This window comes from Streptomyces sp. NPDC002092, from assembly GCF_053593775.1.
This window is the reverse complement of record NZ_JBSFDG010000034.1, coordinates 1-25,996: the sequence shown is the minus strand read 5'-3', so window position 1 is coordinate 25,996 and position 25,996 is coordinate 1. Positions and strand designations below refer to the sequence as shown.

General features: G+C 69.6%; 21 protein-coding genes and 3 pseudogenes. 8 read left to right on the top strand and 16 right to left on the bottom strand.

Features of this window, described 5'->3' with window-relative positions; translation table 11 throughout:
• Positions 1 to 271 precede the first annotated feature (271 nt).
• The 10 genes and pseudogenes from asnB to ACWCRD_RS42885 all read right to left on the bottom strand — a co-directional run.
• A complete protein-coding gene (gene asnB, locus ACWCRD_RS42930) occupies positions 272 to 2,113 on the bottom strand; it encodes an asparagine synthase (glutamine-hydrolyzing) (protein WP_450971106.1) in 1,842 nt (613 codons plus the stop codon).
• A gap of 648 nt (positions 2,114 to 2,761) precedes the next feature.
• Positions 2,762 to 3,763 (bottom strand): LacI family DNA-binding transcriptional regulator, encoded by a 1,002-nt coding sequence (locus ACWCRD_RS42925; protein ID WP_450971105.1) that lies wholly within the window; start codon positions 3,761 to 3,763, stop codon positions 2,762 to 2,764.
• 271 nt (positions 3,764 to 4,034) lie between these two features.
• A complete protein-coding gene (locus ACWCRD_RS42920; protein WP_450971104.1) occupies positions 4,035 to 5,552 on the bottom strand; it encodes an alpha-N-arabinofuranosidase in 1,518 nt (505 codons plus the stop codon).
• 114 nt (positions 5,553 to 5,666) lie between these two features.
• On the bottom strand, positions 5,667 to 6,545 hold the full coding sequence (locus tag ACWCRD_RS42915; RefSeq protein ID WP_450971103.1) for a potassium channel family protein: 879 nt from the start codon (positions 6,543 to 6,545) through the stop codon (positions 5,667 to 5,669).
• 220 nt (positions 6,546 to 6,765) lie between these two features.
• The gene (helR, locus tag ACWCRD_RS42910; protein ID WP_450971102.1) at positions 6,766 to 8,955 is read right to left on the bottom strand and encodes an RNA polymerase recycling motor ATPase HelR; all 2,190 of its coding nucleotides are present in this window, start codon (positions 8,953 to 8,955) and stop codon (positions 6,766 to 6,768) included.
• Positions 8,956 to 9,126: 171 nt separating this feature from the next.
• On the bottom strand, positions 9,127 to 9,645 hold the full coding sequence (locus tag ACWCRD_RS42905) for a GNAT family N-acetyltransferase (RefSeq protein WP_450971101.1): 519 nt from the start codon (positions 9,643 to 9,645) through the stop codon (positions 9,127 to 9,129).
• A 52-nt stretch (positions 9,646 to 9,697) separates the two neighbouring features.
• Positions 9,698 to 10,240, bottom strand: coding sequence for a hypothetical protein (locus ACWCRD_RS42900; RefSeq protein WP_450971100.1), 543 nt, complete (start codon positions 10,238 to 10,240; stop codon positions 9,698 to 9,700).
• Between the two features lie 68 nt (positions 10,241 to 10,308).
• Complete coding sequence (locus ACWCRD_RS42895) at positions 10,309 to 10,617, bottom strand: hypothetical protein (RefSeq protein ID WP_450971099.1); 309 nt, start codon at positions 10,615 to 10,617, stop codon at positions 10,309 to 10,311.
• Positions 10,599 to 10,910: an FAD-dependent monooxygenase gene (locus tag ACWCRD_RS42890; protein ID WP_450971098.1), complete on the bottom strand. Its 312-nt coding sequence runs from the start codon at positions 10,908 to 10,910 to the stop codon at positions 10,599 to 10,601. The genes ACWCRD_RS42895 and ACWCRD_RS42890 overlap by 19 nt, the downstream gene beginning before the upstream one ends.
• 44 nt (positions 10,911 to 10,954) lie before the next feature.
• A pseudogene (locus ACWCRD_RS42885) lies at positions 10,955 to 11,536 on the bottom strand (rhodanese-like domain-containing protein); the annotation flags it as partial.
• 106 nt (positions 11,537 to 11,642) lie between these two features.
• Here ACWCRD_RS42885 and ACWCRD_RS42880 point away from each other — a divergent pair.
• Positions 11,643 to 11,930 carry a metal-sensitive transcriptional regulator gene (locus tag ACWCRD_RS42880; protein ID WP_450971097.1) on the top strand — a complete coding sequence of 96 codons (288 nt, stop codon included), beginning with the start codon at positions 11,643 to 11,645 and terminating at the stop codon, positions 11,928 to 11,930.
• Between the two features lie 92 nt (positions 11,931 to 12,022).
• A complete protein-coding gene (locus tag ACWCRD_RS42875) occupies positions 12,023 to 12,379 on the top strand; it encodes a tautomerase enzyme (protein WP_450971096.1) in 357 nt (118 codons plus the stop codon).
• A gap of 298 nt (positions 12,380 to 12,677) precedes the next feature.
• Here ACWCRD_RS42875 and ACWCRD_RS42870 read toward each other — a convergent pair whose 3' ends face one another.
• Positions 12,678 to 13,262: a TetR/AcrR family transcriptional regulator gene (locus ACWCRD_RS42870; protein WP_450971095.1), complete on the bottom strand. Its 585-nt coding sequence runs from the start codon at positions 13,260 to 13,262 to the stop codon at positions 12,678 to 12,680.
• 211 nt (positions 13,263 to 13,473) lie between these two features.
• Between ACWCRD_RS42870 and ACWCRD_RS42865 the strand changes: the two are divergent.
• Both ACWCRD_RS42865 and ACWCRD_RS42860 read left to right on the top strand, forming a co-directional pair.
• Positions 13,474 to 14,064 (top strand): annotated as a pseudogene (locus ACWCRD_RS42865) (zinc-binding dehydrogenase); the annotation flags it as partial.
• Between the two features lie 39 nt (positions 14,065 to 14,103).
• Entirely contained in the window at positions 14,104 to 14,655 is a 552-nt protein-coding gene (locus ACWCRD_RS42860) for a PaaI family thioesterase (RefSeq protein ID WP_450971094.1), read from the top strand.
• A 3-nt stretch (positions 14,656 to 14,658) separates the two neighbouring features.
• On the opposite strand, the gene ACWCRD_RS42855 is transcribed toward ACWCRD_RS42860, so the two are convergent.
• From ACWCRD_RS42855 to ACWCRD_RS42835, 5 genes are all read right to left on the bottom strand, one after another.
• On the bottom strand, positions 14,659 to 16,200 hold the full coding sequence (locus ACWCRD_RS42855) for a serine/threonine-protein kinase (RefSeq protein ID WP_450971093.1): 1,542 nt from the start codon (positions 16,198 to 16,200) through the stop codon (positions 14,659 to 14,661).
• Between the two features lie 110 nt (positions 16,201 to 16,310).
• The gene (mshA, locus tag ACWCRD_RS42850) at positions 16,311 to 17,654 is read right to left on the bottom strand and encodes a D-inositol-3-phosphate glycosyltransferase (protein WP_450971092.1); all 1,344 of its coding nucleotides are present in this window, start codon (positions 17,652 to 17,654) and stop codon (positions 16,311 to 16,313) included.
• Positions 17,651 to 18,496, bottom strand: a complete 846-nt coding sequence (fdhD, locus tag ACWCRD_RS42845; RefSeq protein WP_450971091.1) for a formate dehydrogenase accessory sulfurtransferase FdhD — start codon at positions 18,494 to 18,496, stop codon at positions 17,651 to 17,653. Before fdhD ends, mshA begins: the two co-directional genes overlap by 4 nt.
• 41 nt (positions 18,497 to 18,537) lie before the next feature.
• Positions 18,538 to 19,974, bottom strand: coding sequence for a tyrosine-type recombinase/integrase (locus ACWCRD_RS42840; RefSeq protein ID WP_450971090.1), 1,437 nt, complete (start codon positions 19,972 to 19,974; stop codon positions 18,538 to 18,540).
• A gap of 114 nt (positions 19,975 to 20,088) precedes the next feature.
• A complete protein-coding gene (locus ACWCRD_RS42835) occupies positions 20,089 to 20,355 on the bottom strand; it encodes a helix-turn-helix transcriptional regulator (RefSeq protein WP_450971089.1) in 267 nt (88 codons plus the stop codon).
• A 775-nt stretch (positions 20,356 to 21,130) separates the two neighbouring features.
• On the opposite strand from ACWCRD_RS42835, the pseudogene ACWCRD_RS42830 reads away from it, so the two are divergent.
• The 4 genes and pseudogenes from ACWCRD_RS42830 to ACWCRD_RS42815 form a co-directional block, all read left to right on the top strand.
• Positions 21,131 to 21,322 (top strand): annotated as a pseudogene (locus ACWCRD_RS42830) (esterase); the annotation flags it as partial.
• A 297-nt stretch (positions 21,323 to 21,619) separates the two neighbouring features.
• Complete coding sequence (locus tag ACWCRD_RS42825) at positions 21,620 to 25,006, top strand: alpha/beta fold hydrolase (RefSeq protein ID WP_450971088.1); 3,387 nt, start codon at positions 21,620 to 21,622, stop codon at positions 25,004 to 25,006.
• Positions 25,007 to 25,253: 247 nt separating this feature from the next.
• Complete coding sequence (locus ACWCRD_RS42820) at positions 25,254 to 25,406, top strand: hypothetical protein (protein WP_450971087.1); 153 nt, start codon at positions 25,254 to 25,256, stop codon at positions 25,404 to 25,406.
• Between the two features lie 192 nt (positions 25,407 to 25,598).
• Positions 25,599 to 25,760 (top strand): hypothetical protein, encoded by a 162-nt coding sequence (locus ACWCRD_RS42815; RefSeq protein ID WP_450971086.1) that lies wholly within the window; start codon positions 25,599 to 25,601, stop codon positions 25,758 to 25,760.
• Positions 25,761 to 25,996: the final 236 nt, after the last annotated feature.

The following is a 25,996-nucleotide window of genomic DNA, read 5'->3' as shown; positions in this document are numbered from 1 at the left end:
ACCGCTGGATCTACACGAGCGGACGGCGGTTCCAGTTCCGTGAGGACGTTCCAGCCCCTGCGCGGGGCAGTCCAGGCGTGGAAGGGGCGGCTGCCGAGCTTCGCGGCGTGGGCGAGGACGTAGACAGGGTCGGCGCGGCGGGCCCTCACGAACCGCTGCTGCCCGGCAGCCCGTTGCGCGACACCCCGAACGTCCTGAGACTGGAGGTCCCCTTGCGATCCGTTGGCCGCCGCGCACCGAGCCTGACGAGGTTGCCCGGGCGCTGCCCGCCTCAGTCGAGGTCGATGTCCGGCCGGTACATGTCCAGCCACACCGCCAGGTCCAGCGCGCGTTCCAGACCGCGCCGTTCGGACTGTGTGTTCACGGGGGTGTCGCGGTGGGCGACGCGGTGCAGGCGGTCGCGGTCGACGAGGTCGAAGACGGGATGGGCGGGCTGGGCCAGCAGGTCCTTGGCCTGGTCCTGGAGTGCGGTGGCGTACTTGGGGTCCTGCGTGGAGGGATAGGGGCTCTTGACCCTGTCGTACACCGACTTCGGGAGCAGATCGGCGGTCGCCTCACGCAGCAGGCTCTTCTCCCTGCCGTCGAAGGACTTCAGCGACCAGGGCGTGTTGTAGACGTACTCCACCAGGCGGTGGTCGCAGAACGGGACCCGCACCTCGAGGCCGACGGCCATGCTCGCGCGGTCCTTGCGGTCGAGCAGGACGCGGACGAATCGGGTGAGGTGCAGGTGGCAGATCTGCCGCATCCGGTACTCGAAGTCGCTCTCGCCGTCGAGGCGACGGATGCCGCTGACGGCTGTGCGGTAGCCGGCGTCGACGTATCCGTCCAGGTCGAGGGAGGCGAGCAGGTCCGGGCGCAGGACCTCGGCGTCCTCGCCGAAGTGGCGGCGGAAGTTGACCAGCCAGGGGAAGGTGCCGCCGCGGCGGGCCTCCTCGTCGAAGAACTGCAGATAGCCGCCGAAGACCTCGTCGGCGGATTCGCCGGACAGGGCGACGGTCGACTGGTCCCGGATGGCCCGGAACAGCAGATACAGCGAGGCGTCCATGTCACCGAGCCCGGCGGGCAGGTCGCGGGCCCGAATCACCTTCGCGCGGATGTCGGGGTCGGCGAGCGCCTGCGCGTCGAGCACGATGTCCTGGTGTTCGGTGTGGGCGGTGCGGGCCACGTCGTGGACGAACGGGGTGTCGGGCGTGCCGCGGAGTTCGTCGGCGACGAAATGGTCGGTCTGGCCGACGAAGTCGACGGCGAAGCTGCGTACCTTCTCGCCGTGTTCGCCGAGCCGGCGGGCGGCGAGCGCGGTCATGGCGGAGGAGTCGAGGCCGCCGGAGAGCAGGGTGCAGCGCGGCACGTCGGCGACTAGCTGGCGGCGCACGATGTCGTCGAGGAGGGAGCGTACGGTGGCGATGGTGGTGTCGCGGTCGTCGGTGTGGGGCCGGGTCTCCAGCTGCCAGTAGACGCGGCGCTGCACTCCCGTGCGGTCGACGGTGACGACGGTGCCCGGTTCGACCTCCGCCATCCCGTCCCACACGGCGTGCCCCGGCGTCTTGATCATCGTGAACAGTTCACGCAGGCCGTCCGGGGTGACGCGGGCGGGGGCCAGGGGGTTGGCGAGGATCGCCTTGGGTTCGGAGCCGAACAGGACGCCGTCGGGTGTCGGGTAGTAGTAGAAGGGCTTGATGCCCATGCGGTCGCGGATCATCACCAGCTTGTCCCGGCGGCCGTCCCACACGGCGAACGCGTACATGCCGTTGAGCCGTTCCGCGACCTGCTCGCCCCATTCGAGGTAGCCGTGCAGGACCACCTCGGTGTCGGAGTCGGTGGTGAAACGGTGGCCCCGGCCGGTGAGTTCACGGCGCAGCTCGGTGAAGTTGTATGTCTCCCCGGAGTAGACGAGTGCCACGGTCCCGTGCGGGGTGTCGACGGTCATCGGCTGGCGACCGCCGGGCAGATCGATGATCGCCAGCCTGCGGTGCCCGAGGGCCGCGGGTCCCTGCACCCAGGTGCCGCGGTCGTCGGGGCCTCGGCAGGCCATCGTCTCGGTCATTGCATCCAATACGGCCGCCTCGGTGCCCAGGTCGCGGTCGAACGAGATCCAGCCGGTGATGCCGCACATGCGGTGCCTCCTGCTCCAGGCCTGCCGTTGGACGCCGTCGCACCTGCGGTTTCCCGGACGCAAGGACGGCGCACCAGCAGACAAGATGTAACTGCCACGCATATGCGAGGGTGCGCCGCACCAGGGGCGTGGTCAACACGGCCGTAACATCAGCACCCCTTCGACCCACCCTTTTCGGCCCCACTTTGCATCGGCGAAACCCGCGGAGCCGCCCCCCACCGGGCCGCCCGCGCCGGGAATCGGCCACAGGCAAAAACTTCCCCACCATGGAGCCATTGGGGTGCGGCCCAGGGGTGAGTCGAGCAACACGGGTTCGCCGTGATCGCACTGCAACCGGCCGTCGACCACCCGCGCCACGGCCACCTGGAGGGTGTGGGTCTCCTCCTTCACCACATCCGCCAGCCGCCGCCCGGCCGTGGGTACACGCATGCGTCGATGACCCGGTCCGAGTCGAGGTCGAGTGCACCGTGATGGATCCAGGCGAGGAGGTCGGGGCGCCGGCCGGGTGCCTCGGCGGCCGCCCCTTCGACGGACCCGCCGCCCTGGCGCAGCTGCGCGGAAGCGAGCGCTTCGAGGGGGTACTGCTTGCCGGAGGTCGGTGCCGTGCACCCAACCGACGCCGGGGCCGGGGCGGTGGCGGTGGCGCGGTCAGCCGCCCGTCGACTCCCGGATCATCAGGGAGAACCCGCCGACGACGTCCTGGTGCGGGGCCGGGGGCTCGGTGTGTTCGATGCGCCGGATCAGGAGGTCGACCGCCCGCTCGGCCATGCCGTCGTGGTCCGGATCGACACTGGAGAGCGAGGGGATGAAGAACTCGCTCTCCGACACGTTGTCGAAGCCGATCACCTTCACCTGGTCGGGTACACGCGTCCCCACGTCGGCCAGGCCCCGCAGCACGCCCATGGCGAGGGCGTCGGTCACGCAGAACACGCCGTCGAAGTCGAGCCCGCGCCTCGCCATCTCCCGGGCCCGTTCGGCGCCTTCGCGCATGCCGAGCCGGTCCACCTGCTGCACCAGGGCGCGGTCCGCGGACAGGCCCGCGTCCTCCAGGGCCTTCCGGTAGCCGGCGATGCGCAGGCTGGAGGTGTCCACTTCCTCGACCGCCCCGCACACGAACGCGATACGCCGGCAGCCACGCTCGATCAGATGCCGGGTGGCTGCGCGGGACGCGTCGAAGTTGGGCATGGCGACGTGGTCCACGGGGCCGCCGAAGATCCGGTCGCCGAGGATGACCACCGGGTGGTCCACCCTGAGGCGCTCGGCATCGTCCTGTCCCATGCCCGCGGCACTCAGGATGAGCCCGTCGTAGAGCCGGTTGCGGGAGAGGGACAGGGCGTCCAGCTCGTTGTCCCGGGAGGCGGTCTGCTCGATGCTCACCCTGAGTCCGCGCCGTTCGGCCGCGGCGATGATGGTGGCGGCCAGCAGCCCGTAGTAGGCGCTGTTCACCTCCGGAACGGCGAGGCCGATGGTTCCGGTACGGCCCTTGCGCAGGTTGCGGGCGGCGACGTTGACCCGGTAGTCGAGCCGGGCCATGGCCTCGAGCACCTTCTCGCGCGTCGCGGGGCGGACGTTCGGATGGTCGTTGATGACGTTCGAGACGGTCATAGGTGAGACTCCGGCCGCCTTCGCCACGTCCTGGATCGTCGTCACCCTCACCCCTGGTCTGCCGTCTGGGAACCCGGTCGCATGCTAAGCCGCACCTTCAGGTGCGCAGGACGGTGAAGGGAGAGCGGCGGGATCCTGCACACCGTCCCCGGGAGGCTGGTCGCCGGCAGGTGCCGCAGACGCGACCCCTGGCCGACTGCCGCTCTCCCGGGAGACGGCTGGAGTCGTACGCGCACGCCGCGCACGCGCCGCCCCGCTCCAGCAGGTCCCAAGCGGTGAGGGCGCGGCCGGAGTCGGAGATCGCGGTCGAGTCGTGTCAGGCGAGCGGGGCGCTGACCGTGACGAACGAGTGTGGCGGCAGGGTGAGAGCGAGTCCCTGGTCGGTGGCCTTGAGGCCGTCGAAGGGACGCGGGGCGACCGTCTGAGGCGTGCCGGGCGTGTTGTGGTCCTGCGGCCGGTCGGCCGTCAGGATGCGGGCGTTCGGCTCGCCGACGGCACGGCCGCGCAGGTCGAGCGTCACCTCCGCGGATTCCTCCGCGTCCAGGTTGGACAGCGAGATCAGAACCGCCCCGTCCTTGACGCTGGCCGAGGCGGACAGGGTCTCCAGCTCCGTGTCGCCGACCGTGCGCCGCAGGGCGTCGCCGCGCAGATGGACGGTGAGTGAAGTGGCGTCCTGGTGGCCCTTGTTCATCTCGAACACGTGATAGGTCGGGGTCAGCACCAGCGCATCGCCGTCGGTGAGGAGCATGGCCTGCAGGACGTTGACCGTCTGCGCGATGTTGGCCATGTACAGGCGGGCGGCGTGCCGGTGGAAGATGTCGAAGTGGGTGGAGGCCACCAGCGCGTCACGCAGGGTGTTCTGCTGGAACAGGAAGCCCGGGTTGGTGCCCGGCTCGACGTCCCACCAGGTGCCCCACTCGTCCAGGACCAGCCCGACCGTGCGGCCCGGGTCGTAGACGTCCATCACGGTGGAGTGGCCGGTCAGGATGCGGTCGATGCGGCGGGCCGCGACCAGAGTGCGGTAGTAGTCGTCGGTGTCGAACACGGTCGCGCTGCCCTTCGCCTCCCACGGGCCCGCCAGCGTGTAGTAGTGCACGGACAGGCCCTGGAAGAAGTTCTTCGGGGTGGCCTCGCAGCCGAAGCAGCTGATCTGCTGCATCAGCGTCTCGGTCCACTTGTAGTCGGCGTCCGAGGCGCCCGACGCGATGCGGTAGAGCTTGTTGTCGCCGTGGTCGCGGCAGTAGGTGGCGTACTGGCGGGCCAGGTCGGCGGAGTACTCGGCGCGCATGTTGCCGCCGCAGCCCCAGGTCTCGTTGCCGATGCCCCAGAACTTCACCCGCCAGGGTTCCTCGCGGCCATTGGCCTTGCGCAGCCGCACCATGGGGCTGTCGCCGTCGCGGGTGAGGTACTCGACCCACTCGCTCATCTCGCGCACGGTGCCGGAGCCGACGTTGCCGCTGATGTACGGCTCGGCGCCGAGCAGCTCGCACAGCGCCATGAACTCGTGGGTGCCGAAGTGGTTGTTCTCCTCGACGTCGCCCCAGTGCGTGTTGACCATGCTGGGCCGCCGCTCGCGCGGGCCGATGCCGTCACGCCAGTGGTACTCATCGGCGAAACAGCCGCCCGGCCAGCGCAGGTTGGGGATGTCCAGGGCACGCAACGCCTGGACGACGTCGAGGCGAATACCGCCCTCGTTCGGGATCGGCGAGTCCTCCCCGACCCAGAAGCCGCCGTAGATGCAGCGGCCGAGATGTTCGGCGAAGTGACCGTAGAGATGACGGCTGATCCTCGGGCCCTCGATGTCGAGGTTGATGACCGCGGTGGCGTTGGGCACGGACGTACTCCTGTGTCGCGTCGAGGACGTGGGTGGGGAGTTATGTGGCAAACGCTTTCTTGTAGCGATACAAACGTACCCTCCGCACCCCTGTCTTCGCCATGCGCGCAGCGCTCAGGGCTGTGTGACTTCGCGGTCGTGGTCGGCAGCGTACGCGGCGAAGACCTCCGTCGTGGTGCCGTCCAGGTGCAGGAAGCGCTGGTCGAGAATGGCGGCGAGGTCGTCAAGGGCGCCGGCGAGCAGGTCCCCGGTCAGTCGCACGTCCGGGCGCCGGGCCGCCTGCCCCTGCCCGGCGAGGGCGACGGCGTAGCCGAGGACGGCCGCCAGGGAGCAGTGGTCCTCGCCGTCGTGGAAGTAGTAGGCCTCGGCGTACTGGGTGAAGTCGATACGGACTCGTACGACCTCGGTGGCGAGGCCGTCCAGCAGCGCCGCTCCGGCCACGCTGTCGAGGTGCTCGGTCGTCGGAGCCGATCGGTGCAGCAGCGCCAGCCGGATGGCCAGGACCCGTCTGCGGGTCAGCGCGGGGTAGATCTCCAGGACCCAGGAGACCGTGGCCGTCAGGAGGGCGAAGCCGACGAGGGCCTCCAGCGGCGAGGCCAGGCGGAGCCAGCCCTCGCCGGGCGTGATGTCCCCCAGGCCGAGGGTGGCGACGGTGACCAGGGACAGGTAGACCGAGTCGAGCAGCGCGGGCTGCTGTGCCGCCCTGGAACCAGGCGTGAGCGTGAACGCGCCCGGCATGTGGGGCCAGTAGATGATCGCCCAGCCCAGGATGATGATGACGGCCCAGAGTCCCACCACCGTCACCATGGCCAGCGGCCCGACGAGGCCCACCATGCGGGGACGGAGCCGGGAGCGGCGGGCCAGTCGCCACATACTCGTCATGACGAGTCGGCTGATGCCTCCGTGGCGGGTGGGGTGCCAGAGGGTGTGGAACAGATCCCGCAGGACAGCCAGGACCAGCCCGACGCCGACCAGCGAGACCAGCCACTCCATCCACGTCTCCCACGGGCCTGTTCCGGGAAGCGCCTCGACGACCCCGGGCGCCGGGGAGCCTTGCACCTCCCGCCCGATTTTGCCCCGGTTTCTACTGCTACGCCAAGGGTGACTGGGGCCAGTGCGTCCCCCTCGCCGCTACGGCCCGCTCGCTGCCCGTGCCGGTAGCGAGCAGGGCTTCGTGCACTTCGACGGGATCTCCGCCGGCCTGCCGAGGGTTTCAGCTGGTGAGGACGGCGAGTTGCTGCGTCGCTCGGGTCATGGCGACATAGCGGTCGACCGCTCCTTCGATGCCCGTGCCGAACGCCTCCGGGTCGACGAGGACGACCAGGTCGAACTCGAGGCCCTTCGACAGCTCCGGGGTCAGCGACCGGACCCGGGATGTGGCCGGGAACGCGGGTTCGCCGATGACGCAGGCGATCCCCTCGGCATGCTCGGCCAGCCAGGTGTCCAGGATCGAGTCCAGCTCCGAGACAGCGCCGTGTACGACGGGGATGCCGCTGCTGCGGATCGAGGTCGGCACGTTGGCGTCCGGGAGTACGGCCCGGATGACCGGCTCGGCTTCCGTCATGACCTCTTGCGGTGTGCGGTAGTTGATGCTGAGGGAGGCCACGTCGACCCGGTCGAGCCCGATCCGTTCGAGCCGTTCCTGCCATGTCTCCGTGAACCCGTGCCGGGCCTGGGCGCGGTCACCGACGATGGTGAAGCTGCGGGACGGGCAGCGCAGCAGGAGCATCTGCCACTCCGCGTCGGTGAGTTCCTGGGCCTCGTCCACGACGATGTGCGCGAAGGGGCCGGCCAGCAGATCCGGTTCGACGACGGTCAGTTCGGCCTCGTCGACCAGGCTGACCTTGGCGTCCTGGCCGCGCAACATCCTCACCAGGCCTTCGCCGTCGTCACCGTCGGCGCCGGAATCGGCCACCGCGTCGATGAGGTTGTCCACGACCTGCGCCATGCGCTCGCGCTGGGCGGCGAGGACGGCCGCGTGCCGGCGCTTGCGCAGGGCGGTCTCCGGGTCGCCGAGCCGCTGCCGGGCGGCGTCCAGGAGCGGCAGGTCGGACACCGTCCAGGCCTGGGCATCCGCCCGCTGCAGCCTGCGGACGTCCTCGCGGCTCAGCCAGGGCGCGCACATCCGCAGATAGGCCGGCACCGACCACAGGTCTCCGACCACGTCGGCCGCTTCGAGCAGCGGCCAGGCCCGGTTGAGGGTCCCGACGAGCTCCTTGTCCTGCCGCAGCGCCCTGCGGAACTGCTCCGGCGGGAGGCCCTCGCCGTCGTATCCGTCCTCCAGGATCGTGACCAGCTTGTCCCAGATCTGCTCACGCGCCTCGTTGTGCGGGGTGCCGGGTTCCGGCGCGTCGAACGCCTCGGCCCAGTCGTCGGCGGTCAGCCGGATGTCGGTCCAGTCGACGGTGACCGTCATCGCCCCGGTGGGCGGCTCCTCGTAGAACCGGACGGCTTTCTCGATGGCCTTCACCATCTGCGCGGACGACTTCAGCCGGGCCGCCTCGGGGTCGGTCTCGACGCCCGCGTCGGCTCCCTCGTCGACGAGGTCCCGCAGGATGCAGGTCTGCACTCCCTCCTCGCCGAGGCTCGGCAGGACGTCGGCGACATAGTCCAGGTAGGGCCGGTGCGGGCCGACGAACAGTACGCCGCCCCGACGGTGACCGAGGCGGGGGTCGGAGTAGAGGAGGTGAGCGGAGCGGTGCAGGGCGACGACGGTCTTGCCGGTGCCGGGGCCGCCGTCGACGACGAGCGCGCCGCGGGATCCCGCCCGGATGATGGCGTCCTGGTCGGCCTGGATGGTGGCGAGCACGTCCCGCATGCGGGCCGAACGATTGCTGCCCAGGCTGGCGATGAACGCGGACTGGTCGTCGAGCGCGGCGCGCCCTTCCAGCCCGTCGGCGGTGAACACCTCGTCCCAGTAGTCGCTGATCCGGCCGCGGGTCCAGCGATAGCGTCGGCGGCTGGCGAGGCCCATCGGGTTGGCGTGGGTCGCCGCGAAGAACGGCTCGGCCGCGGGAGAGCGCCAGTCGAGCAGCAGGCGACGGCCGGTGCTGTCGGTCAGTCCGAGTCGTCCGATGTAGACGGGCTCGGGGTCGTCCGCACTGACGATGTGCCCGAGGCACAGGTCCAGGCCGAAGCGGCGCAGGGCGCGCAGTCGGCCGGTCAGCCGGTGCACCTCCATGTCCCGGTCCATCGCCTGCCGGCCGAGGCCGCCGGGTCCCTTGAGCTCGGTCTCGAGGCGGGCGGACAGTTCGGCGATCGTCTGCTCGAGGCTCTCCGCGATCGCGGCGAAGTGCCGCTCGTCGCCGGCGATCAGGGTCGGGTCGGCCTTGTGGGCGAGTCGGTCGGGAAGGTCGAACGCACGGGTGGTCAGCGGGGTCTCGTCACCAGACAGAACATGCACTTCGTGAAACTCCCATTTCCGCAGCTTGTGGCCTCGGCGTGCGATTGTGCGGTACGACCGGGGCCTTGCCGCAAGCCCCCCAGTGCGCTATAAGTTGAGAGTGGCAAGGAGTGACTGACCTCCTTTCCTTTGTTTTTTGAGCCGAATGCTCAGGGTTTTTGCGGGCGGTGCTCAGGCCGGTTCGCCGCGCAGGATGCTGTAGCGCACTCCGTCACGCCACTGTCCGTCGCGGAAGGCGATGCTGCGCAGGACGCCCTCGCGGGTGAACCCGACCTTTTCCAGGGCTCGTTGTTCGGCGATGTTGTCCGCTTCGGTGTCCGCCTCGATGCGTACGACCGTGGTGTGCGCGAAGAGGTAGTGGACCAACTGCCGTTGCGCCTCGGTTCCGACGCCCTGTCCGCGGGCCTCCGGGAGCAGGTTGATGCCCATGTTCCAGTAGGTGGTGGTCCGGGTGGGCCTGACCTGGCGCCAGGCGACGAACCCCAGCCGCTCCGCGCCGCGCACCACCATCAGATACCCTCCGTCGTCGCCCAGCAGGCCGTTCTCCGCCCACTGGCGCCGCCAGCGCCCGGTGTCCGACCAGCCCCACCACTGGAACGGCACAACGGTCTGCGGATCGATGAGGAAGCGTTCCATGACGGGCAGGTCGGGCTCGGTCACCGGACGCAGCGCAACACCGTCGATGCTCATGTGCGCCACCCTACGGCGCGACTCGGCGGTTGCCGGTGCTCCGTGGAGAGGGTCAACTCCCTTGCTCCGCCCAGCCGGTGAGGGAGACGACCTCGCGCGCGATGTCCCCGACGGTGCGTCCGTCCGTCGTCACACGCACCGCCTCCGCGGGAGCCCGCCGGTCCAGGAGCCGGGCCTTGCGGGCGCTGCCCTCGAGCTCCTTTTGCAGCTCCGAGCCGATTTCCCGCCGTACGAGCCGCTCTCGGGCGGTGGCATCGGAGGCGGTGAGCAGGACCCGTACGGCCCGTACCTCCGGTCTCATGGCGCGCTCGAACATGCCCGCCGCCTCGGGGAGCACACTCGCCGTGTTCGTGTAGATCAGACGGCGATAGCCGCGCCGGGCGAAGTTCGCCCACACCGCGGTCAGATTGCTCTCGGTGATCGCCGCGCGATGCGGATCGCCTTCCGGGGCCGGGTGCACCTGTCCCATGAAGTCACCGTCGATGATCGCGTGAGCGACGGCCGCGGCCCGCAGCAGCGCCGACACCTCCCACCCGACCGTCGTCTTGCCGACCCCGGCCCGTCCTCCGATGAGCAGCACCTCCGCGTGATCCATGGACGCAGCGTGTCAGTTCGCGGTCGGCTCATGCCATCCGATATCCATCGGCCTTCAGGGCTCTCCGGTCACTCGGCCAGGTCCAGCCCCGTCATCAGTTCCGCGAAGGCGCGGGCCGCGTTGGGTGAGGTGAGGAGGCGGTCCAGGCGGGCGCGGGCGAGGTTGCGGTGGAAGGGGCCGGAGTCGGTGGCGTCGCCGGCGTCGTGGAGGGTGCGGGTGAGCCAGTGGGAGAACTCCTGGTCGTTCCAGACCCGGCGCAGGCAGCGCTGCGAGTAGCTGCGCAGGGCAGTGTCGTCGTGGTCGCGGACGGAGTCCCTGACGGCGCGGGCGAAGACGTCGGCGTCGTAGAGGGCGAGGTTCATGCCCTTGCCGCCCATGGGCGGAGACGGGAGTACGCGGTGAGGGCGCCCTCGGGGACCGCGGTGCGGCTGATGCCGTGGTCGCCGTCGCAGCCGGCGACGAAGGCGCAGGTGATGCTGCGGAGGGTGCCGTCGGCGGTGCGGTAGCGGACGGTCGGGCGGTCGCCGGTCAGGTCGTGCAGGGAGACGTCGGCGGCCTCGAAGCGCAGATCGCCGCCGTCGTCGAGGTATGCGGCGGTCAGTTTCTGGACCAGTACCTGCTGGGGGCAGAGGCGGGCCCGGGGGCCTTCGGAGCCGTCGTTGTCGGACACCAGGTGGCTCTCGCCGTCCACCCGGAGCTCCAGGATGCCGTCGTACGGGATCGGAGCGCCGTCAGCGCGGCGTCGAGGTCGGCCGGGCGGGGCCGGTTGTGCGGGAGCCGGGCGAGCAGGGCCGCCATGCCGCAGGTGTCGGTGAGCGCGGAGAAGACCAAGCCGCCGGCTGTCGCTGCCGAGACGAGTTGGAAGGCCGGGTGCACGAGGAGGCCGAGGACGAGCCCCAGGAGCACCAGCGTGCCCGCGGTGAAACGCACCTGGCGCTCCATGCCCCAGGTTGCCCGTGCCCGGGGAGTCGGCCGGTGGAGGTCGTGTCCTGCGGCGGCCCAGGCGGAGGTGCCGCCGGTCAGTGTCGCCGTGGGGATGCCCTGCCCGGCAAGGAGCGCGCAGGCGTTCCGCGAACGGACCCCGGAGGCGCACACGACGAGGACGTCGCCGCGTTCGGCGGCCTGCCGGATGTCGGGCAGGGCGCGGCGGAGCTGATCCAGGGGAAGATTGAGCGCACCGGGCAGATGGCCGGAGGCGTACTCGCCGGGGGTGCGCACATCGATGACCGTCAGCCGGTGCAGCAGGCGATGGACCTGGTCGGTGGCGAGGGCGGAGGGAACGGGGGAAGCGGTCACGGCAGTTGTGATCCTTTGTCGAGCTCTGAAATTCGTTGGTGTTCGACGCCGTCCCGAACCGGGACGTACAGTACCCCTAGGGGTATACGTTGACGGAGGAGTCGTCGTGGACATGGAGCTCGCGGGTGCGGAACTCAAGACAGTGCTGAACCGGCTGCGTCGCGCTCAGGGCCAGATCGCCGGTGTGATCCGGATGATCGAGGAGGGGCGCGACTGCGAGGACGTCATCACCCAGCTCGCCGCGGCCTCCCGCGCAATGGACCGGGCGGGTTTCGCCATCATCGCCACCGGTCTGCAGCAGTGCCTGACCGATGTCGAGTCCGGTCGCAGGAACGGCGAGGACGTCGATCAGATGCGCGCCCGCCTGGAGAAGCTGTTCCTGTCACTGGCGTGAGGGGGTCGCACGCGTCGGCCGCCGTCACACGGCGGAGCCGATCAGCATGAAACCGGCCACACCCAGCAGCACCAGGGCGAAGATCCGCTGCAGTGCCTGCCCCGACACCGGTGCACTTCGTGGAACGCGCGCCGGACATGATGGCGATCGGCGGCCGACTGCTGGCAGATGCCGGTCAGGAACTCGACGTGATGGTCATCGACGTGGCCGTCATGAACGGCGACTGGCGCCGGGAGGTCAGGGCGGAGGTCATCGAGCGCATCCTCACCGCACTGGCCGAAGCCTGCGGGCTGCCGGTGCCGTCGCCGACCTGGTGGGTCAACTTCCGGGTCATCGACGAGGGCAGCTGGGGCTCCGGCGGCAGGGTCCTCTCCGTCCTTTCGCTCCTGGAGAGCGGGGTGTTCACCGGGGAGAAGGCCAGGGCGATCCGCGCCGCAGTCGGAGCCTGAGCCCCACAGGCGTCCCCGTCAGCCTTGACGAGTCGAACCAGCGGTACCAGATGGGCGTGTCCGTGCCTGCGCCCCGTGCGCACCCGGCCGCCGGCGCTGTCGTGAAGCAGATACCGGCGATAGTCGTCGGGGAGCAGGACGCCGAACTGCTCCTCGACCTCGCGCACTTGAGTCTCGGTCAGAACCTCCGGCAGATCACCCTGCCGACCGGAACCCGCTCCCCGTCGCGCGTACAGAGCGACGGTCCGATCCCGTACCTCGTCCAGTCACGCGCACATCGGCGCCGGTGCTCGACTGCTCAACCGTCGAGCGCGCCCGCGATCAGCCTCTCGAGCTGCTGCGCCACCTGGTCCAGCGGCTGCATGCTCCGCTTGGCGCGGCACATGGCGATGGCGCCCTCGACCGAGGCCACGATGAGGGCCGCGAGACCCGGGGCCTGCTCATTGTCGGCGCCGTGCTTGCGGAGGGCCTCGGCGAGGAGCTGCTCCCAGGTCTCGAAGGCCTCGGCTGCGGCGGTGAGGGACGGTGGCGTCTCGTCGGCCGGTGGCTCCTCGACGGAGACGGCCAGCACCGGGCAGCCGGCCCGGAAGTCGCTCTCGAGCACGATGCCGCGCCACAGGGAGAGGAAGGCGCGCAGGCCGGCGGCCGGGCCCGCGTCCAGTTCCTTGCGCAGGATGCGGGCCACCGCTCCCCCGGCGTACTGCACCGCCTCGGTGGCCAACTGTCCCTTGCCCTCCGGGAAGTAGTGGTACGTCGAGCCGAGCGGCGCCTTGGCGTGTTTGGCGAGCTCCCGGATGCTGGTGGCGTTCAGGCCGCGCCTGCTGATCAGGTCGGCCGCTCCGGCCACGATGCGCTCGCGCGACGGTGCGCTGGATTTGGCCACGGCCGTACTCCTTCTCCGAACCCCGCTGGCTATAACGCCCGTCATAGTCTAGCGTGACCACCGTTTATGACGACTGTCATAGACCTGAGTGTCAGAGAGGACCTCGTCATGCCGATGATCCGGCTCACCGTCCCGTCCGGTCCGCTGACCGAGGGGGGGCCGCAGGACCGTCCAGCGCGACCTGGCCGCCGTACTGCTGCGCTGGGAGGGCCCGGACGGCCTCGATCCGGTCGCCATGGCCTCCGCCGGCGACAACTGGTCGCTGTCCTGGCGGCTGGTCGCCCCGCACCTCGAGAACAGGCCCGGCGCGCGTGTCCTGGTCGTCGCGCACGGCAGCATCGGTCTGTACGTCTGCGACATCGCCCGTGCGCTCGGCGCCTCCGACGTGTTGTACGTCGATCCCGACGCCGGACACCGGGCGCTCGCCGAGAGCTTCGGCGCCCGTACCGCCGAGACACTCGAACCCGTGCGGCACGGCTTCGACATCGCGGTGGAGGCCACCGGCCGCGTCGACCAGCTCGCTCAGGCCGTCAAGTGCCTTTCTCCGTAGGGTATTTGCGAGTCGGCGGGCAACCACTTCCGTCCCGGAGAGCTGCCGCTGCTCGACATGTACCTCACCGGTGTCACGCTGCGCATCGCCCGCGACAACGTCCGGGGCCACCTCCCCGACGCCCTCGCGCTCGCCGCCTCCGGCACCGTCGACCCCGCACGGGTCGTCTCCCATGTCCTGGACTGGGAGCAACTCCCCGACACCCTGCCCGAGAAGCGCCTCAAGCCCGTCTTCGTCCGCAACAGCGACTGACCGAGAAGAACGATGACTGCACTACCGGCCGAAACCCCAATGCCCGACACCGAAGAACTGGAGCGCCGACGCGCAGCGATCGCGGCGCTCGGACACGAGCTGCGCACCCTGGTGGAGACCGCCGTCACCACCGTGGCCCCGATCCCCGCCGTGGACGAGTTCCCCGGCGGAGTACGGATGTACAGTCCCGTCACCGGCCACGGCAGCCCCCTCGCCCCGCCCATGCGGGTGACTCGCGAGGGTGACGGTGTCGTCGGCCGCTGCATGCTCGGCATCGCGCACGAAGGCCCGCCCGGATATGTGCACGGCGGCATGAGCGCCATGCTCCTTGACGAGCTGATGGGCTGGGCCTGCTACGCGGCCGAAAGCCCCGCCATGACCGTCTCGCTCGAGATGCGCTACCACCGGCCCGTCCCGCTGCAGACTCCGCTGCGGGTCCACGCCCGCGTCACGGGCACCGAGGACCGCAAGATCCGCGTGGCCGGCTCGATCAGCACGGAGCAGGACCCCTCGGTGGCCCTGGTCACCGCGGACGCCGTCTTCGTCTCTCCGGACCTCGGCCGCGCCCGGACTCTGTTCCCAGGCTCATAGGGTTCACCGCTCTTCGGTGAACCTGTCCCTGACGTTGTCGAAGACCGGGCGGTAGGTGCTCCACTCGGCCTCCGGGGCCGACAGATAGATGTCGTACTCCCGGCCGCCCGCGGCGCCGTAGCCGAGGTCGATGGCGCGGAAGACACGGGCCCGGCCGTGGAAGGTGAATTCCCACACCGCGGCCGGCTTGCCGCGGAAGGTCGTCTCCTGCATGCGCAGCCTGCGGTAGACGGAGTAGTTGGCCTTGGTGTTCGCCTCGATGTCCTTGAAGTGGCCGACGGGGTTGGAGCCCGCGGGATCCACCATGCCGATGGTGATGCCGGCCAGGCCGGTCGGATCGGTGTAGGTGACCTCGTCGTCGCTCGACTGCTTCTTCGGCTGCCAGCCGTCCGGCACGGGGAAGGAGACGCCGAGCCGGTCGGCGCGGACCAGGTGGTAGCCGTCGGGGACGGGCGAGGGCGACGCGGACGCGGTGGGCGTGGTCACCGCGCCCGCTCCGTCCCGGTCGGCCCGGTGCGACGACATGTACAGCGTGACGGCGGTGGCGGCCACGGCCAGGACCGCCAGGACCGGCACGAGGATCCGACCCCTACGCCCCCGACGGCGACGCCGTGCGCTCCTGCCCGTCGGCGCCGTTGGTGTCGGCGGCGCCGCGGAGGTGTGCTGCGCGGTCGAGTCGTCGTCCCCCGGGCCCACCGGGACGGCGGAGGACCGCTCGGTCGGCGGGCCGGTGGACCAGGCGGCCCGCAGCGCCCGTTCCGTCTGCTCCGCCGTCGGCCGGTCCTCGGGGTCCTTCGAGAGCAGGGCCTCGATGAGCGGTTCCAGCGGACCGGCCTTGAGCATCGGCTCCAGCGGGTCCACGGCGATGGCGTACGCGGTCTCCATGGGCGTGTCACGGCGGTACGGCGGCCGACCCTCCACCGCCTGGTACAGCGTCGCGCCCAGCGACCACAGGTCCGAGGCCGGGCCGGGCTTGTGGCCGCGGATCCGCTCGGGGGCCATGAAGTCGATGGAGCCGATCATCTCCCCGGTCTGGGTGAGGGTCGAGGACCCGGCTGTCTGCGCGATACCGAAGTCGGTCAGGACGACCCGGCCGCCGGGACCGAGCAGGACGTTTCCGGGCTTGATGTCGCGGTGCAGCACGTCGGCCGCGTGCGCGGCGCGTACGGCGGAGATCACACCGAGGCCGATGCGTGCCGCCTCTTCCGGCGGCAGCGTCCGGCCGCCGTCGAGGACGTCGGCGAGGGTGCCGGCGGGGACGTACTCCATGACGATGCACGGCTGCCCGTCGTCGTCGACGACGTCATGGACGACGACCACGTTGGGGTGCACGACCCGGGCGGCGCTGCGTGCCTCGCGGCGGACGCGCTCGTACAGCGTGGTGATCTCGGCGTCGGACAGGTGCGGCGGTGTGTGAAGCCGTTTGAGCGCGACCTGACGGGTGAGCTCCTCGTCCTCGGCGCGCCACACGGTGCCCATACCGCCGCGGCCGATGCGCTCGACCAGCCGGTAGCGCCCTGCGACGAGCCGCCCTTCGTCCGACACTGCTTCACCCTCCGCCCGCTCTGCCCCCTTTTCGTCACTCGGCAATGCACACTAACCGACGTTTTCGCACTACAGCTGTGCAGTTCGTGTCGATCGCGTCATAGGAACCCTCAGCCGGCCAGGCGGTAGGCGCGCATCGCCGCCGTGTACACCTCCGCCGTCGCCGCCGCGGCCATGTCCCAGCCGAAGGAGCGGGCGTGGTGGGCCGCGGCCTCGCCCATGCGGGCGGAGAGGACCGGGGCGTCGGCGAAACGGCGCAGTGCCCGCGCGTAGTCGACCGGGTCGTGGCCCGGTACGAGTACGCCGCTCACCCCGTCCCGTACCGCAACCGGCAGACCGCCGACCTCGGCGGCGATCACCGGGGTGCCGCAGGCCTGTGCCTCGACGGCGACCAGGCCGAAGGACTCGCTGTAGGAGGGCATGACCAGGACGGACGCCGCCCGGTACCAGTCGGCGAGCCGGCCCTGGTCCACCGGCGGCCGGAACAGTACGACGTCGGAGATGCCCAGGCAGGCCGCCAGTTTCTGCAGACCTTCCGGCCCGGCCAGACCGCTGCCGCTCGGGCCGCCCACGACCGGCACCACGATCCGCTCCCGCAACTGCGGCCGCTCCTCCAGCAGCCGGGCCACCGCACGCAGCAGGACGTCCGGCGCTTTCAGCGGCTGGATACGGCCCGCGAACAGGGGGATGAAAGCGTGCGCCGGCAGTCCGAGACGGGCTCGGGCCGCGGTCCGGCCGGCCTCGACTCCGGACGCGTCGGGTCGGAAACGTTCCAGGTTGACGCCGGGGTGGACCACCGACACCCGGTCGGTGTCGGCATCGTAGTGGTGGCGGAGTTCCTCCGCCTCCTTGTCGGTGTTGGCTATCAGCCGGTCGGCCGCGCGGGCGACTTGGGTCTCGCCGAGCACGCGGTGCGCGGGTTCGGGGGTGTCCCCCTCGGCGAGGGCGGCGTTCTTGACCTTGGCCATGGTGTGCATGGCGTGGACGAGCGGGACGCCCCAACGCTCGGCGGTGAGACGGCCGACCTGGCCGGAGAGCCAGTAGTGGGAGTGGACCAGGTCGTAGTGGCCCAAGGGGTGGCCGGCCCAGGCCCGGGTCACGCCGTGGGTGAAGGCGCACAGCTGCGCGGGCAGGTCCTCCTTGGCCAGGCCTTCGTAGGGTCCGGCGGCCACGTGCCGCACCAGGACGCCGGGTGCGAGTTCCACGCTGGGCGGAAGGGCGGCGGAGGTGGCGCGGGTGAAGATCTCCACCTCGATGCCGAGGGCGGCGAGGCGCTTGGCCAGCTCGACGATGTAGACGTTCATGCCGCCGGCGTCGCCGGTGCCCGGCTGGTGCAGCGGTGAGGTGTGCACGCTGAGCATGGCGACGCGGCGGGGGCGGCTGCGGGCACCCGGCGGTCGCTGCCGGGGCGGGACGAGGAGGGTGCCCCCGTGCAGCGGGGCGCGCGGGGTCACGCCACGGCCTCGGCGGTGAGATCGATGCGCTGCTCGCCCGCGTACACGTTCATGGAGGTACCGCGCAGGAAGCCCACGAGCGTGAGCCCGGTCTCCGCCGCCAGGTCCACGGCGAGGGAGGACGGTGCAGAGACCGCCGCCAGCAGCGGGACACCTGCCATGACCGCCTTCTGTACGAGCTCGAAGGAGGCCCGTCCGGACACCAGCAGGATGCCGCGGGACAACGGTAGTTGGCCGGCCTGGAGCGCGCGGCCGATCAGTTTGTCGACGGCGTTGTGCCGGCCGACGTCCTCGCGCAGGTCCAGCAGTTCGCCCTCGGGCGAGAACAGCGCGGCGGCGTGCAGGCCGCCGGTCCGGTCGAACACCCGCTGGGCGGCGCGGAGTTGATCGGGCAGGGTGGACAGCAGGGCGGGGGTGACACGGACCGGGGGTGTGTCGGCGATCGGCCAGCGCGCGGTGGTCCGTACGGCGTCCAGGCTCGCCTTGCCGCACAGTCCGCAGGAGGACGTGGTGTAGACGTTCCGCTCGAGCGTGATGTCGGGGACGGGCACGCCGGGGGCGAGTTGTACGTCGACGACGTTGTACGTGTTCGAGCCGTCGGCGGTGGCGCCCGCGCAGTAGACGATGTTCGCGACCTCGTCGGCCCGCCCCAGGACTCCCTCGCTCACCAGGAAGCCCGCGGCCAGGGCGAAGTCGTCGCCGGGAGTGCGCATGGTGATCGCGAGGGGTCTGCCGTTGAGGCGGATCTCCAGGGGTTCCTCGGCGACCAGGGTGTCGGGGCGGGTATGTGTCGCTCCGCTGCGGATGCGGAGTACGCGTCGGCGTTCGGTGACACGTCCCATGGCCTCAGCTCCTGGTTCGACTTCCTGCGGCGGCCGCGCTCTCAGCACTCGATGACGTTCACGGCAAGGCCGCCCCGCGCCGTCTCCTTGTACTTGACCGACAAGGGGGCGCCCTGTTCGACTGGTCCCTTGACCTGCAAGTTCGTGGGAATATTCTTGACCCACTCAGCGAGTAGGGACTTCTCAGGGACTTTCGGCTGGGAGTGGTCCTCCAGCCAGGAGTCCATGGCGACGAGACCGCGCTGACCTGCGCCGGGCATGAAGTGAGCGTAGTGGTCGAGGGTGACCTTCGAGGTCGAGTGCCCGAGCCACTTCGACAGGCTGACGATCGACTCGCCGGCTTCCAGCTGTACGCTCGCGTAGGTGTGCCGAAGGACGTGGAACATGTCCTCTCGCGGGGCGGCGTAGATAGGGACGCGACGTATGCGGCCTCCGTCGCGCCGCACCTTTTCCCCGACAGGCTTGATAATGCCGGCGGTGGCGAGGGCAGGCTTCCAACTGCGGTCGTTCCAAGTGCGGTAGTAGATCCGGTTGCCGTGCGAGGTGGTGAGGACCAGATTCACCGTGATCGGCTTCCGCTGACGCTCCTCCAGGGCGGTGGCCGGTGGCTCGGGGTTGCGCCAGGGCAGTGTGCAGGGCGTCGAAGGAAAGCGCCGAAAGTGCTCGCGTGCCCGCATGGCGAGGTTGGGCGGAAGAGGTACGTCGCGGGTCTTACGCCCCTTGGGGAGCGAAAAGTAGGGACGTCCCTTGATGTCCCACTTCAGCTGGCGTCGCACGTAGACGACACTCGCGTTGAAGTCGAAGTCCTCCTGGGCGAGACCGAAGGCCTCCCCTTGACGGAGCCCCAGCCCGATGCCCAGATCGACAGCGAACCGGTAGCGCTCCTGGAGGCCCGCCCGAACGGCGTCGACAACCTCACGAGCCCAGGCCTTGGCCTTCTTCTCGGTGGGGCGCGGGGGTTTGACGCTGTTGTTGGCCTTCATGGGGTTGCGCACCAGGCGCTGGTCGTCCACCGCGCTGCTGAGGATCGACGACAGATGCCCCCAGATCACCTCCGCCGTTGTCTCCTCGACACGGGAGAGCAGCGAGGCTTTGAAAGAGCGCAGGACCGCTGCGTCGATAGCACGCAGAGGGAGGTCGCCCACCAGCGGGATGATGTGGTTCCAGATACGGCTGCCCAGGGGCCCTGCGGTTGAGGGCTCGTCGGCTCGGCCTGGCCACCAGTGATCCACGATGTACTCGGTGAGCGGGATCTCGCCCCTGCGTGCGTCGACGAAATCGCCACGGCTGGAGTCGGTCTGGGCGGTGGCGAGCCACTGCTTGGCGTCCTCGCTCGTGTCGAAGGAGCGGTCCTGGACGCCGGGAATTCCCTTGACCCGGTAGCGCTTTCCCTTGCCGTACAGGGCGGTGCGCTCGCGTTTTCCGGTCTTCTTGTTGGGCCGCTTCTTGAGCCAGCGGTCTTCTATGTAACCGGCCATTCAGTATGGTTCTCCATGCTTGCGTGCGTTGCGTAGTGGTCGGTGGCAACGCACTTCGCATCCGGTGCTTATCCCGGTCGCGGATGCTCTTTTCCTGGTCTTTTCGAAAGGCGGCTACTCGCGGGGCTTGGCGCGGCGTTGAGGCTTCTGCGCAAGAGGGTTGAGAGCAGAGTTGGACCGGGAGTCGGCCTGTTCCTGGGCTTGCACCCACGCGTCGAGAGCGGCGATGCGGTACATCACGCGGCGCCCCATCCGAAAGCTCGGCGGGCCTTGGCGGCGATGACGCCAGACATAAAGGGTGTTTGGAGAGATGCCGAGATACTCAGCGGCCTTCGGGAGGTTTAGGAAAGCGGTCTCGACTATGTGATTAGGCTGCGACATGGCTGTGCTCCTGCCTTCGGTTCGGCTGCGACAGGATGAGAATCCGGAGAAAGGGCAACTTGGTCGGGCCGGGAATTTCTGATATCCGGTGACGCCGGTGGGTGCTCGCGTCGGAACCGCGTCGGTGAGGACGCGTCGCGCAAGTACTCGGCGGAGGCAGGCGCCCACGGACCCCTGTGTCGGCGGGGGCGCCCCACGGTGGTCGTGGTGCCGACCGTGGCGAGACGGATCACCCCCGCAGACGTGGTGGTGATCCGAGTAGGTCTACTGAGAGTGCTTGACAAGCAGAGTGCTCCACACCGACCCAGCGCCAGCGGTCCATCGGCGGTGACCGAAGCGCGGGTTGCAGGCATCGCCTACGGCTGCTGCTACGAACTGGTGCTGGCTGTAGCCACTGCTCCCGCCGCATGGCTGCAGGTCAACTGTTCCGGGAGACCTCGAAACTGTCGTGTGCGTGGATGTAGACGGGACACTGTTCTTGATCGAGTGAAGGCCGGTGGTCCTGCGTTGCTGCAATCTGTGAACCCCGGCGAAGTGATCGAAGTCATTTCAGGTCTGTGCGGTCTGGCCACCGCGGCGATGCGGATCCGAGGACGAACGGCACTCGCCCGGGAGTAGCGGCGAGCCATGGCCGTCGCGATCGGCGTGGCTGGAGGCACCGGCCGGTCGGTGACCGTGCGTCAGCAGGTTGCCGGGGCCCAGTGGTCCCGTCGACATCGGCACGGGCGCCGCGCCGTCGCCGACGGCCGCAGGGTGGGTTCCGGGTGGGCGGTAAATGGTGAACACCGAAACCAACCCAATGACAGGGCCACTCTCTTTTGGCCACACCGGACGAGGCGGCTCGCTCGGCTTCGCCGATCGCGAGCACGGCGTTGCCTTCGGCTACGTGATGAACAACATCATTGGGGGTGCCGACGATACTCGTGCGGTTTCGCTGGTAGAAGCGGTGCGGAGGTCATTGGTGTAGGCAGCTGCTACCCGGGAAACAGACTCTGCCCTAGCACGCATCAGAAAGTCCTCTTGCGCCCCAGCAGCCGACTCCACCGCTCGTCGCCCGACCGTGGGACTTGCGCCTGCCGGGCCTTGACCGTGGAAGCGAGTGGGTTCGCGCAGTCCTGGGGATGGATGCCACGGAACCATCGCGTGATCCGCAGATCGGGCGGGGTGTCCTCGTGGGTCCGGGTGGGAAGGAGTGATTCTCAGGGATTTCGCTTCACTGTCGGTTCAGGTTTGGCCGCAGCCTTGCGGGGAGGGGCGGGCAAGGATGCTGGGTGTGGTTTTCGTACACGGGGTCAACTCGTCTCCATCTGTGTGGGACGAGTTCGTCGGGCTGATGGCGGGCGATGAGGAGCTGGCGGGGGTGGTGGGCGAGGTACGGCCCCTGTTCGGGTACGCGACGGGGGTGTGGCGGGCACCATGGCGTCCGTTGCAGGTGATCCCGTCGGTCACCACAGCGGCCGACAGTTTGAAGGAGTATCTCGTCACTGAGGCGGGCGGGTTCGAGCGCCTGGTGCTGGTAGGACACAGTCAGGGTGGCCTGGTGATTCAGCGCTGCCTGGTGCGGATGCTCGGCGAAGGCCGGGGCCGGGAGTTGGCGCGGATTCGGCAGGTGGTGCTGCTGGCCACGCCGAACACCGGCTCGCAACTGCTGTTCACGGCCCGGCGGATGCTGGTGCGGGGTAACCCGCAGGAGCGGGTGCTGCGCCCGTACGACGAACTGGTGGCCGACACGCTGACCGTGGTCATGCGTGATGTGGTCAACGCCCCGGTGGTGCCGAGCGAGCGGACGTGCCGCATCCCGTTCTCGGTGTACGCCGGCGAGCGGGACGGGATCGTCACCCGAGCCTCGGCGCAGGCGTTGTTCCCTCAGGCGGCAGCACTGCCAGGTGATCATTTCACGATCGTTCGCCCCACCTCGCGACAGCACCGTAGCTACACCACGGTCAAACGTCTGCTGCTGGAAGCCGCCTCGGCGAGTGAGCGGGATCCGCCGATGGAGACGGTCGGCACCGTTGCGCCCGCGGTCCTGGAGGTCCACACGGCGGTCCCGGCCGGGCAGGCAGCAGGTCCGGGAGCGGAGCTGACTGCTTACCTGCCCCGCGAGCACGACATCGCGTTGCGCGCGGAGCTGTCCACGGTGTTCGCCGGCGGGGCTTCGCGGCTGGTCATCTTGACCGGTGAGTCCTCGACCGGGAAGACCCGCGCCCTGTACCAGGCGCTACAGGAGACGGCCCCGGACAAGGTGCTGCTACGTCCGGTTGACGCCGAGAGCCTGCTCGGTCTGCTCGGGGCCGGGCGTATCGGACCGGGGCATGTGTTGTGGCTGAATGAAGCCCAGCGCTTCCTGTACGGCGACGACGGGGAAAAGGCTGCCGCGCGGCTACGGCAGTTGATGGAGCGCACGAGCGGGATCGCAGTGGTCGGCACGCTGTGGGCCGACCCATTCTGGAACGAGTTGACTGCGCCCGAGCGTTCTGAACACGCGCAGGCCAGGGCACTGTTGGAGCACCCGGCGTTCGCCAGGCGCATCGAGGTGCCCGGGCGCCTGAGGGCTGGTGAGCTGGACGCGTGGCGTCGCCTGGCAGACGGCACCGGTGATACCCGCCTGATGCAGGCCCTTCGCGCAGGGGCGGGTGACGGTCGGGTGGTGCAGCACCTGAGCGGCGGCCCTCAACTGCTGGCCGGCTACCTCGCCGGGCCCGGCGGATTCTTCACCGCTCGGGAACACGCACTGATCACTGCCGCGCTCGATGCTCGCCGCCTCGGGCATCGAGCACCCCTGCCCGCGAGTCTCCTGGCCCAGGTCGCGGACGGCGACCTGCATGCCCGCGACCGCTCCCCGGACTCCGACTGGGCAGAACGCGATCTGCGAGCGCTGACCTCAGGCCAGCGGGCGGATGGGACCCGCACCGATATCCGGCGCACCCTTACCGCTCTGACCCCGGTCTATCCCTATGCCGGAGCCCCTGCCCGTTATGAGCCGGCCGACTACCTAGACCAGCACATCCGCCGCCTGCGCGCCGACCAGTTGGGCACGCCCGCCCTCTGGCACACACTGATCGAGCAGACCGCGGACCCCGCTGACATGGCTGCCCTGGCCCGCGCTGCCTGGGATCGTGATTTACGCACCACGGCCGCGCGTCTTTGGACCAAGGCCGTCGCCGCAGGCCATCCCACGATCGGCCTTGTCCAGATCTCCTGGATGCTCGATCGCGAGCTCGCCGCCCTCGAATTCACCGCCACCCATGTTGAACTCACCAACACATACGCGGTGGCCGAAATACTTTTGCAGCAACGGCGACGGGAACTGACCAGATTCGTCCCGGCACTGCTGAAGCGCAATCCGGCTGCACACGCCGACGTCACCAACCTGTTCGCGGTAGTCGCATTGTTCGAAGAGCTGCGGAAGGCCGAGGATGAGCAAGCTGCCAGGGCCCTGGCGCAACGCGCCGCCGACCTCGCCGACCTCGCCGACCCGGGCGGGGTGGCCGCCTTCCTGGACGTCCTGCGGGAGACGGGGGACCGGGAGACGACGAGGATGCTGCTGAAGCGCAACCCGGCCAACCGTGCTGACCTCACCGACGTCGACGGGGTAACTGACCTGCTGGAAGCGCTGAGGGAAGCCGGCGACGAGCATGCCGCCATGACGCTCGCGCAGCGCGTCGCCACCCACACCGACCCTGCTCACCCGGAGGTGTCGGTCGCGCTGCTGGAGCAGTTGCGCGAGACCGGGGACGGGCACATAGCTGCGGCCCTGGTGCAGCGCATCGCCGCCCACGCCGACCTCACCGACCTCACCGACCTCACCGACCCAGACAGGGTGGCCGCCCTGCTGAAGATCCTGCATGACGCCGGTGAGGAGGAGGCTGCCACGTCGCTGGCGCAGCGTGCCGCCGCCCATGCCCCCTGCGCCGACCTCGCCGACCCGGACGCCGCGCTCGCCCAGGCGTTCGTACTTTGGGTGGCCGGCGACGAGCAGGCTGCCAAAGATGTTGCACAGCGGGCCGCCGCCCACGCCGACCTCACTGATCCGGGCCGTGCAGCCACCCTGGTGCATCTGCTGCGGGAGACCGAGGACGAGCAGGCTGCCATAGCGCTGGCGCAGCGTGCCGCCGACCAAGCCGACACCACCGACCTGAGCGGGCTAGCCACCCTGCTGAAGGTCCTGGGGAAGACCGGGGACGGGCACATCGGCATGGCACTGGCTCAGCGCGCCGCCACCCAAGCCGACCTCGCCGACCCGCTTGTGGTCAGCAATATGCTGTACGCGCTGTGGAACACCCCGTACCAGCAGGCCATCACCATGCTGGCGCAGCGCGCCGTCACCGACATGACCGAACTCACCGATCCCCACACGGTCGTCGCCCTTGTGCGCCACCTTCGGTATTCCGGGCATGAACAGGACGCCACAGCTCTGGCGCTCCGCGCCGCCGCCCAGGTCGACCTCATCGATCTCTCACGCCCAGAGGCGATCTCCGACCTGTTGACGGAGCTTCGGAAAGCAGGGGCCAGCCAGACCGCCACTCTCAAAGCTCGCGCCCAGAACGCTGGACAATACCCAGGCACTTTCGGGCTATTCGGGCGCGAACCGGACAGTCGGCCCTCCGCGCCCTGGTCCTGGCCTGAATTGTTCACGACTATGGCTGATTAACCACGTGGCTGTGATGCCGCTTCGGCCGGCCGCTGAGGATGCGCTCCATGGCGGCTAGCGGCCGACACGGCCGCTGCAGCGTCAGCAGGCCCGCCGTCCGCCCGTCCGCCCCGACCAGATCATCCGGGAACTCGCCCACCGCCTCCATGAGCACCCCTCCCACAAGATCGCGCTGCCACCGGTCTACGACGCGGCCCGCGACCACTCACAACTCGGCGCCTGCACCCACGGCCAGCGCTGCCCTCTCGTGGTCACGGGAGCCGTCGTCGTCGACGAGCGCAATCGCGTTCTGTGCCTGCGGCACGAGGAAGGCTATGCCCTCGCGGAGGCGGAGCCAGAGGAGGCGGACGACTCCCTCAGCATCACCTTCGCGCCCCTCATCGACAACGGAGAGTCTTGATGACCGAGGCAGTCGGCGACACGACCGAGGCCGCAGGCGGCCGGCGAATCGCCGCACTCGGAGAAATGCTGGAACTGGGCGACGCTGCCGTCGAAGCCCACTGCGAGGTCGGGCGCATGGCAGCCGAGAACAGCGTCGACCTCGTCATGGCGGTGGGCGGGGACATGGCCAAGCAGCTCGCCCTCGCGGCAGGTGCGGCAGGGGTGCTTCGCACTGGTCGGCGACAACATCGCCGCCGCCCACCTCGACTCCATCCTCCGCCCCGACGACGTCGTGCTCGTCAAAGCGTCCCGCGGCGGCCAGCCCTGGCAGATCGCCCAGGCACTCACCGGGCAGCCTCCTACGGGGTTGTGAGTCATCGTCACCACTAGCGAATGAGCTCACCGCCCTGCCCGTCGAGCTGACACCCCCTACCCTTCAAAACAGCTACGCCGCAGGCAAATCCTCAGAGGCTTCCGGTTCAGCCGACAGACTGCCAATAGTGAGACCTAGCATTAGCCTCGCGCTTTCACGAGGCGGGCTGTCCAAGAACTGATCAGAGACACGAAAAGTGCCCTTGACCTGCAACGATAGGACTTGCTGAGGGCCCT

What these genes read in the sequence shown, in the direction of transcription:
- asnB (WP_450971106.1), bottom strand. Translation starts at nt 2,113, where the DNA reads ATGTGCGGCATCACCGGCTGGATCTCGTTCGACCGCGACCTGGGCACC.
- ACWCRD_RS42915 (WP_450971103.1), bottom strand. Translation starts at nt 6,545, where the DNA reads ATGGAGTGGCTGGTCTCGCTGGTCGGCGTCGGGCTGGTCCTGGCTGTC.
- ACWCRD_RS42905 (WP_450971101.1), bottom strand. Translation starts at nt 9,645, where the DNA reads ATGAGCATCGACGGTGTTGCGCTGCGTCCGGTGACCGAGCCCGACCTG.
- ACWCRD_RS42900 (WP_450971100.1), bottom strand. Translation starts at nt 10,240, where the DNA reads ATGGATCACGCGGAGGTGCTGCTCATCGGAGGACGGGCCGGGGTCGGC.
- ACWCRD_RS42895 (WP_450971099.1), bottom strand. Translation starts at nt 10,617, where the DNA reads ATGGGCGGCAAGGGCATGAACCTCGCCCTCTACGACGCCGACGTCTTC.
- ACWCRD_RS42860 (WP_450971094.1), top strand. Translation starts at nt 14,104, where the DNA reads ATGCCCGACACCGAAGAACTGGAGCGCCGACGCGCAGCGATCGCGGCG.
- fdhD (WP_450971091.1), bottom strand. Translation starts at nt 18,496, where the DNA reads ATGGGACGTGTCACCGAACGCCGACGCGTACTCCGCATCCGCAGCGGA.
- ACWCRD_RS42840 (WP_450971090.1), bottom strand. Translation starts at nt 19,974, where the DNA reads ATGGCCGGTTACATAGAAGACCGCTGGCTCAAGAAGCGGCCCAACAAG.
- ACWCRD_RS42835 (WP_450971089.1), bottom strand. Translation starts at nt 20,355, where the DNA reads ATGTCGCAGCCTAATCACATAGTCGAGACCGCTTTCCTAAACCTCCCG.
- ACWCRD_RS42825 (WP_450971088.1), top strand. Translation starts at nt 21,620, where the DNA reads ATGCTGGGTGTGGTTTTCGTACACGGGGTCAACTCGTCTCCATCTGTG.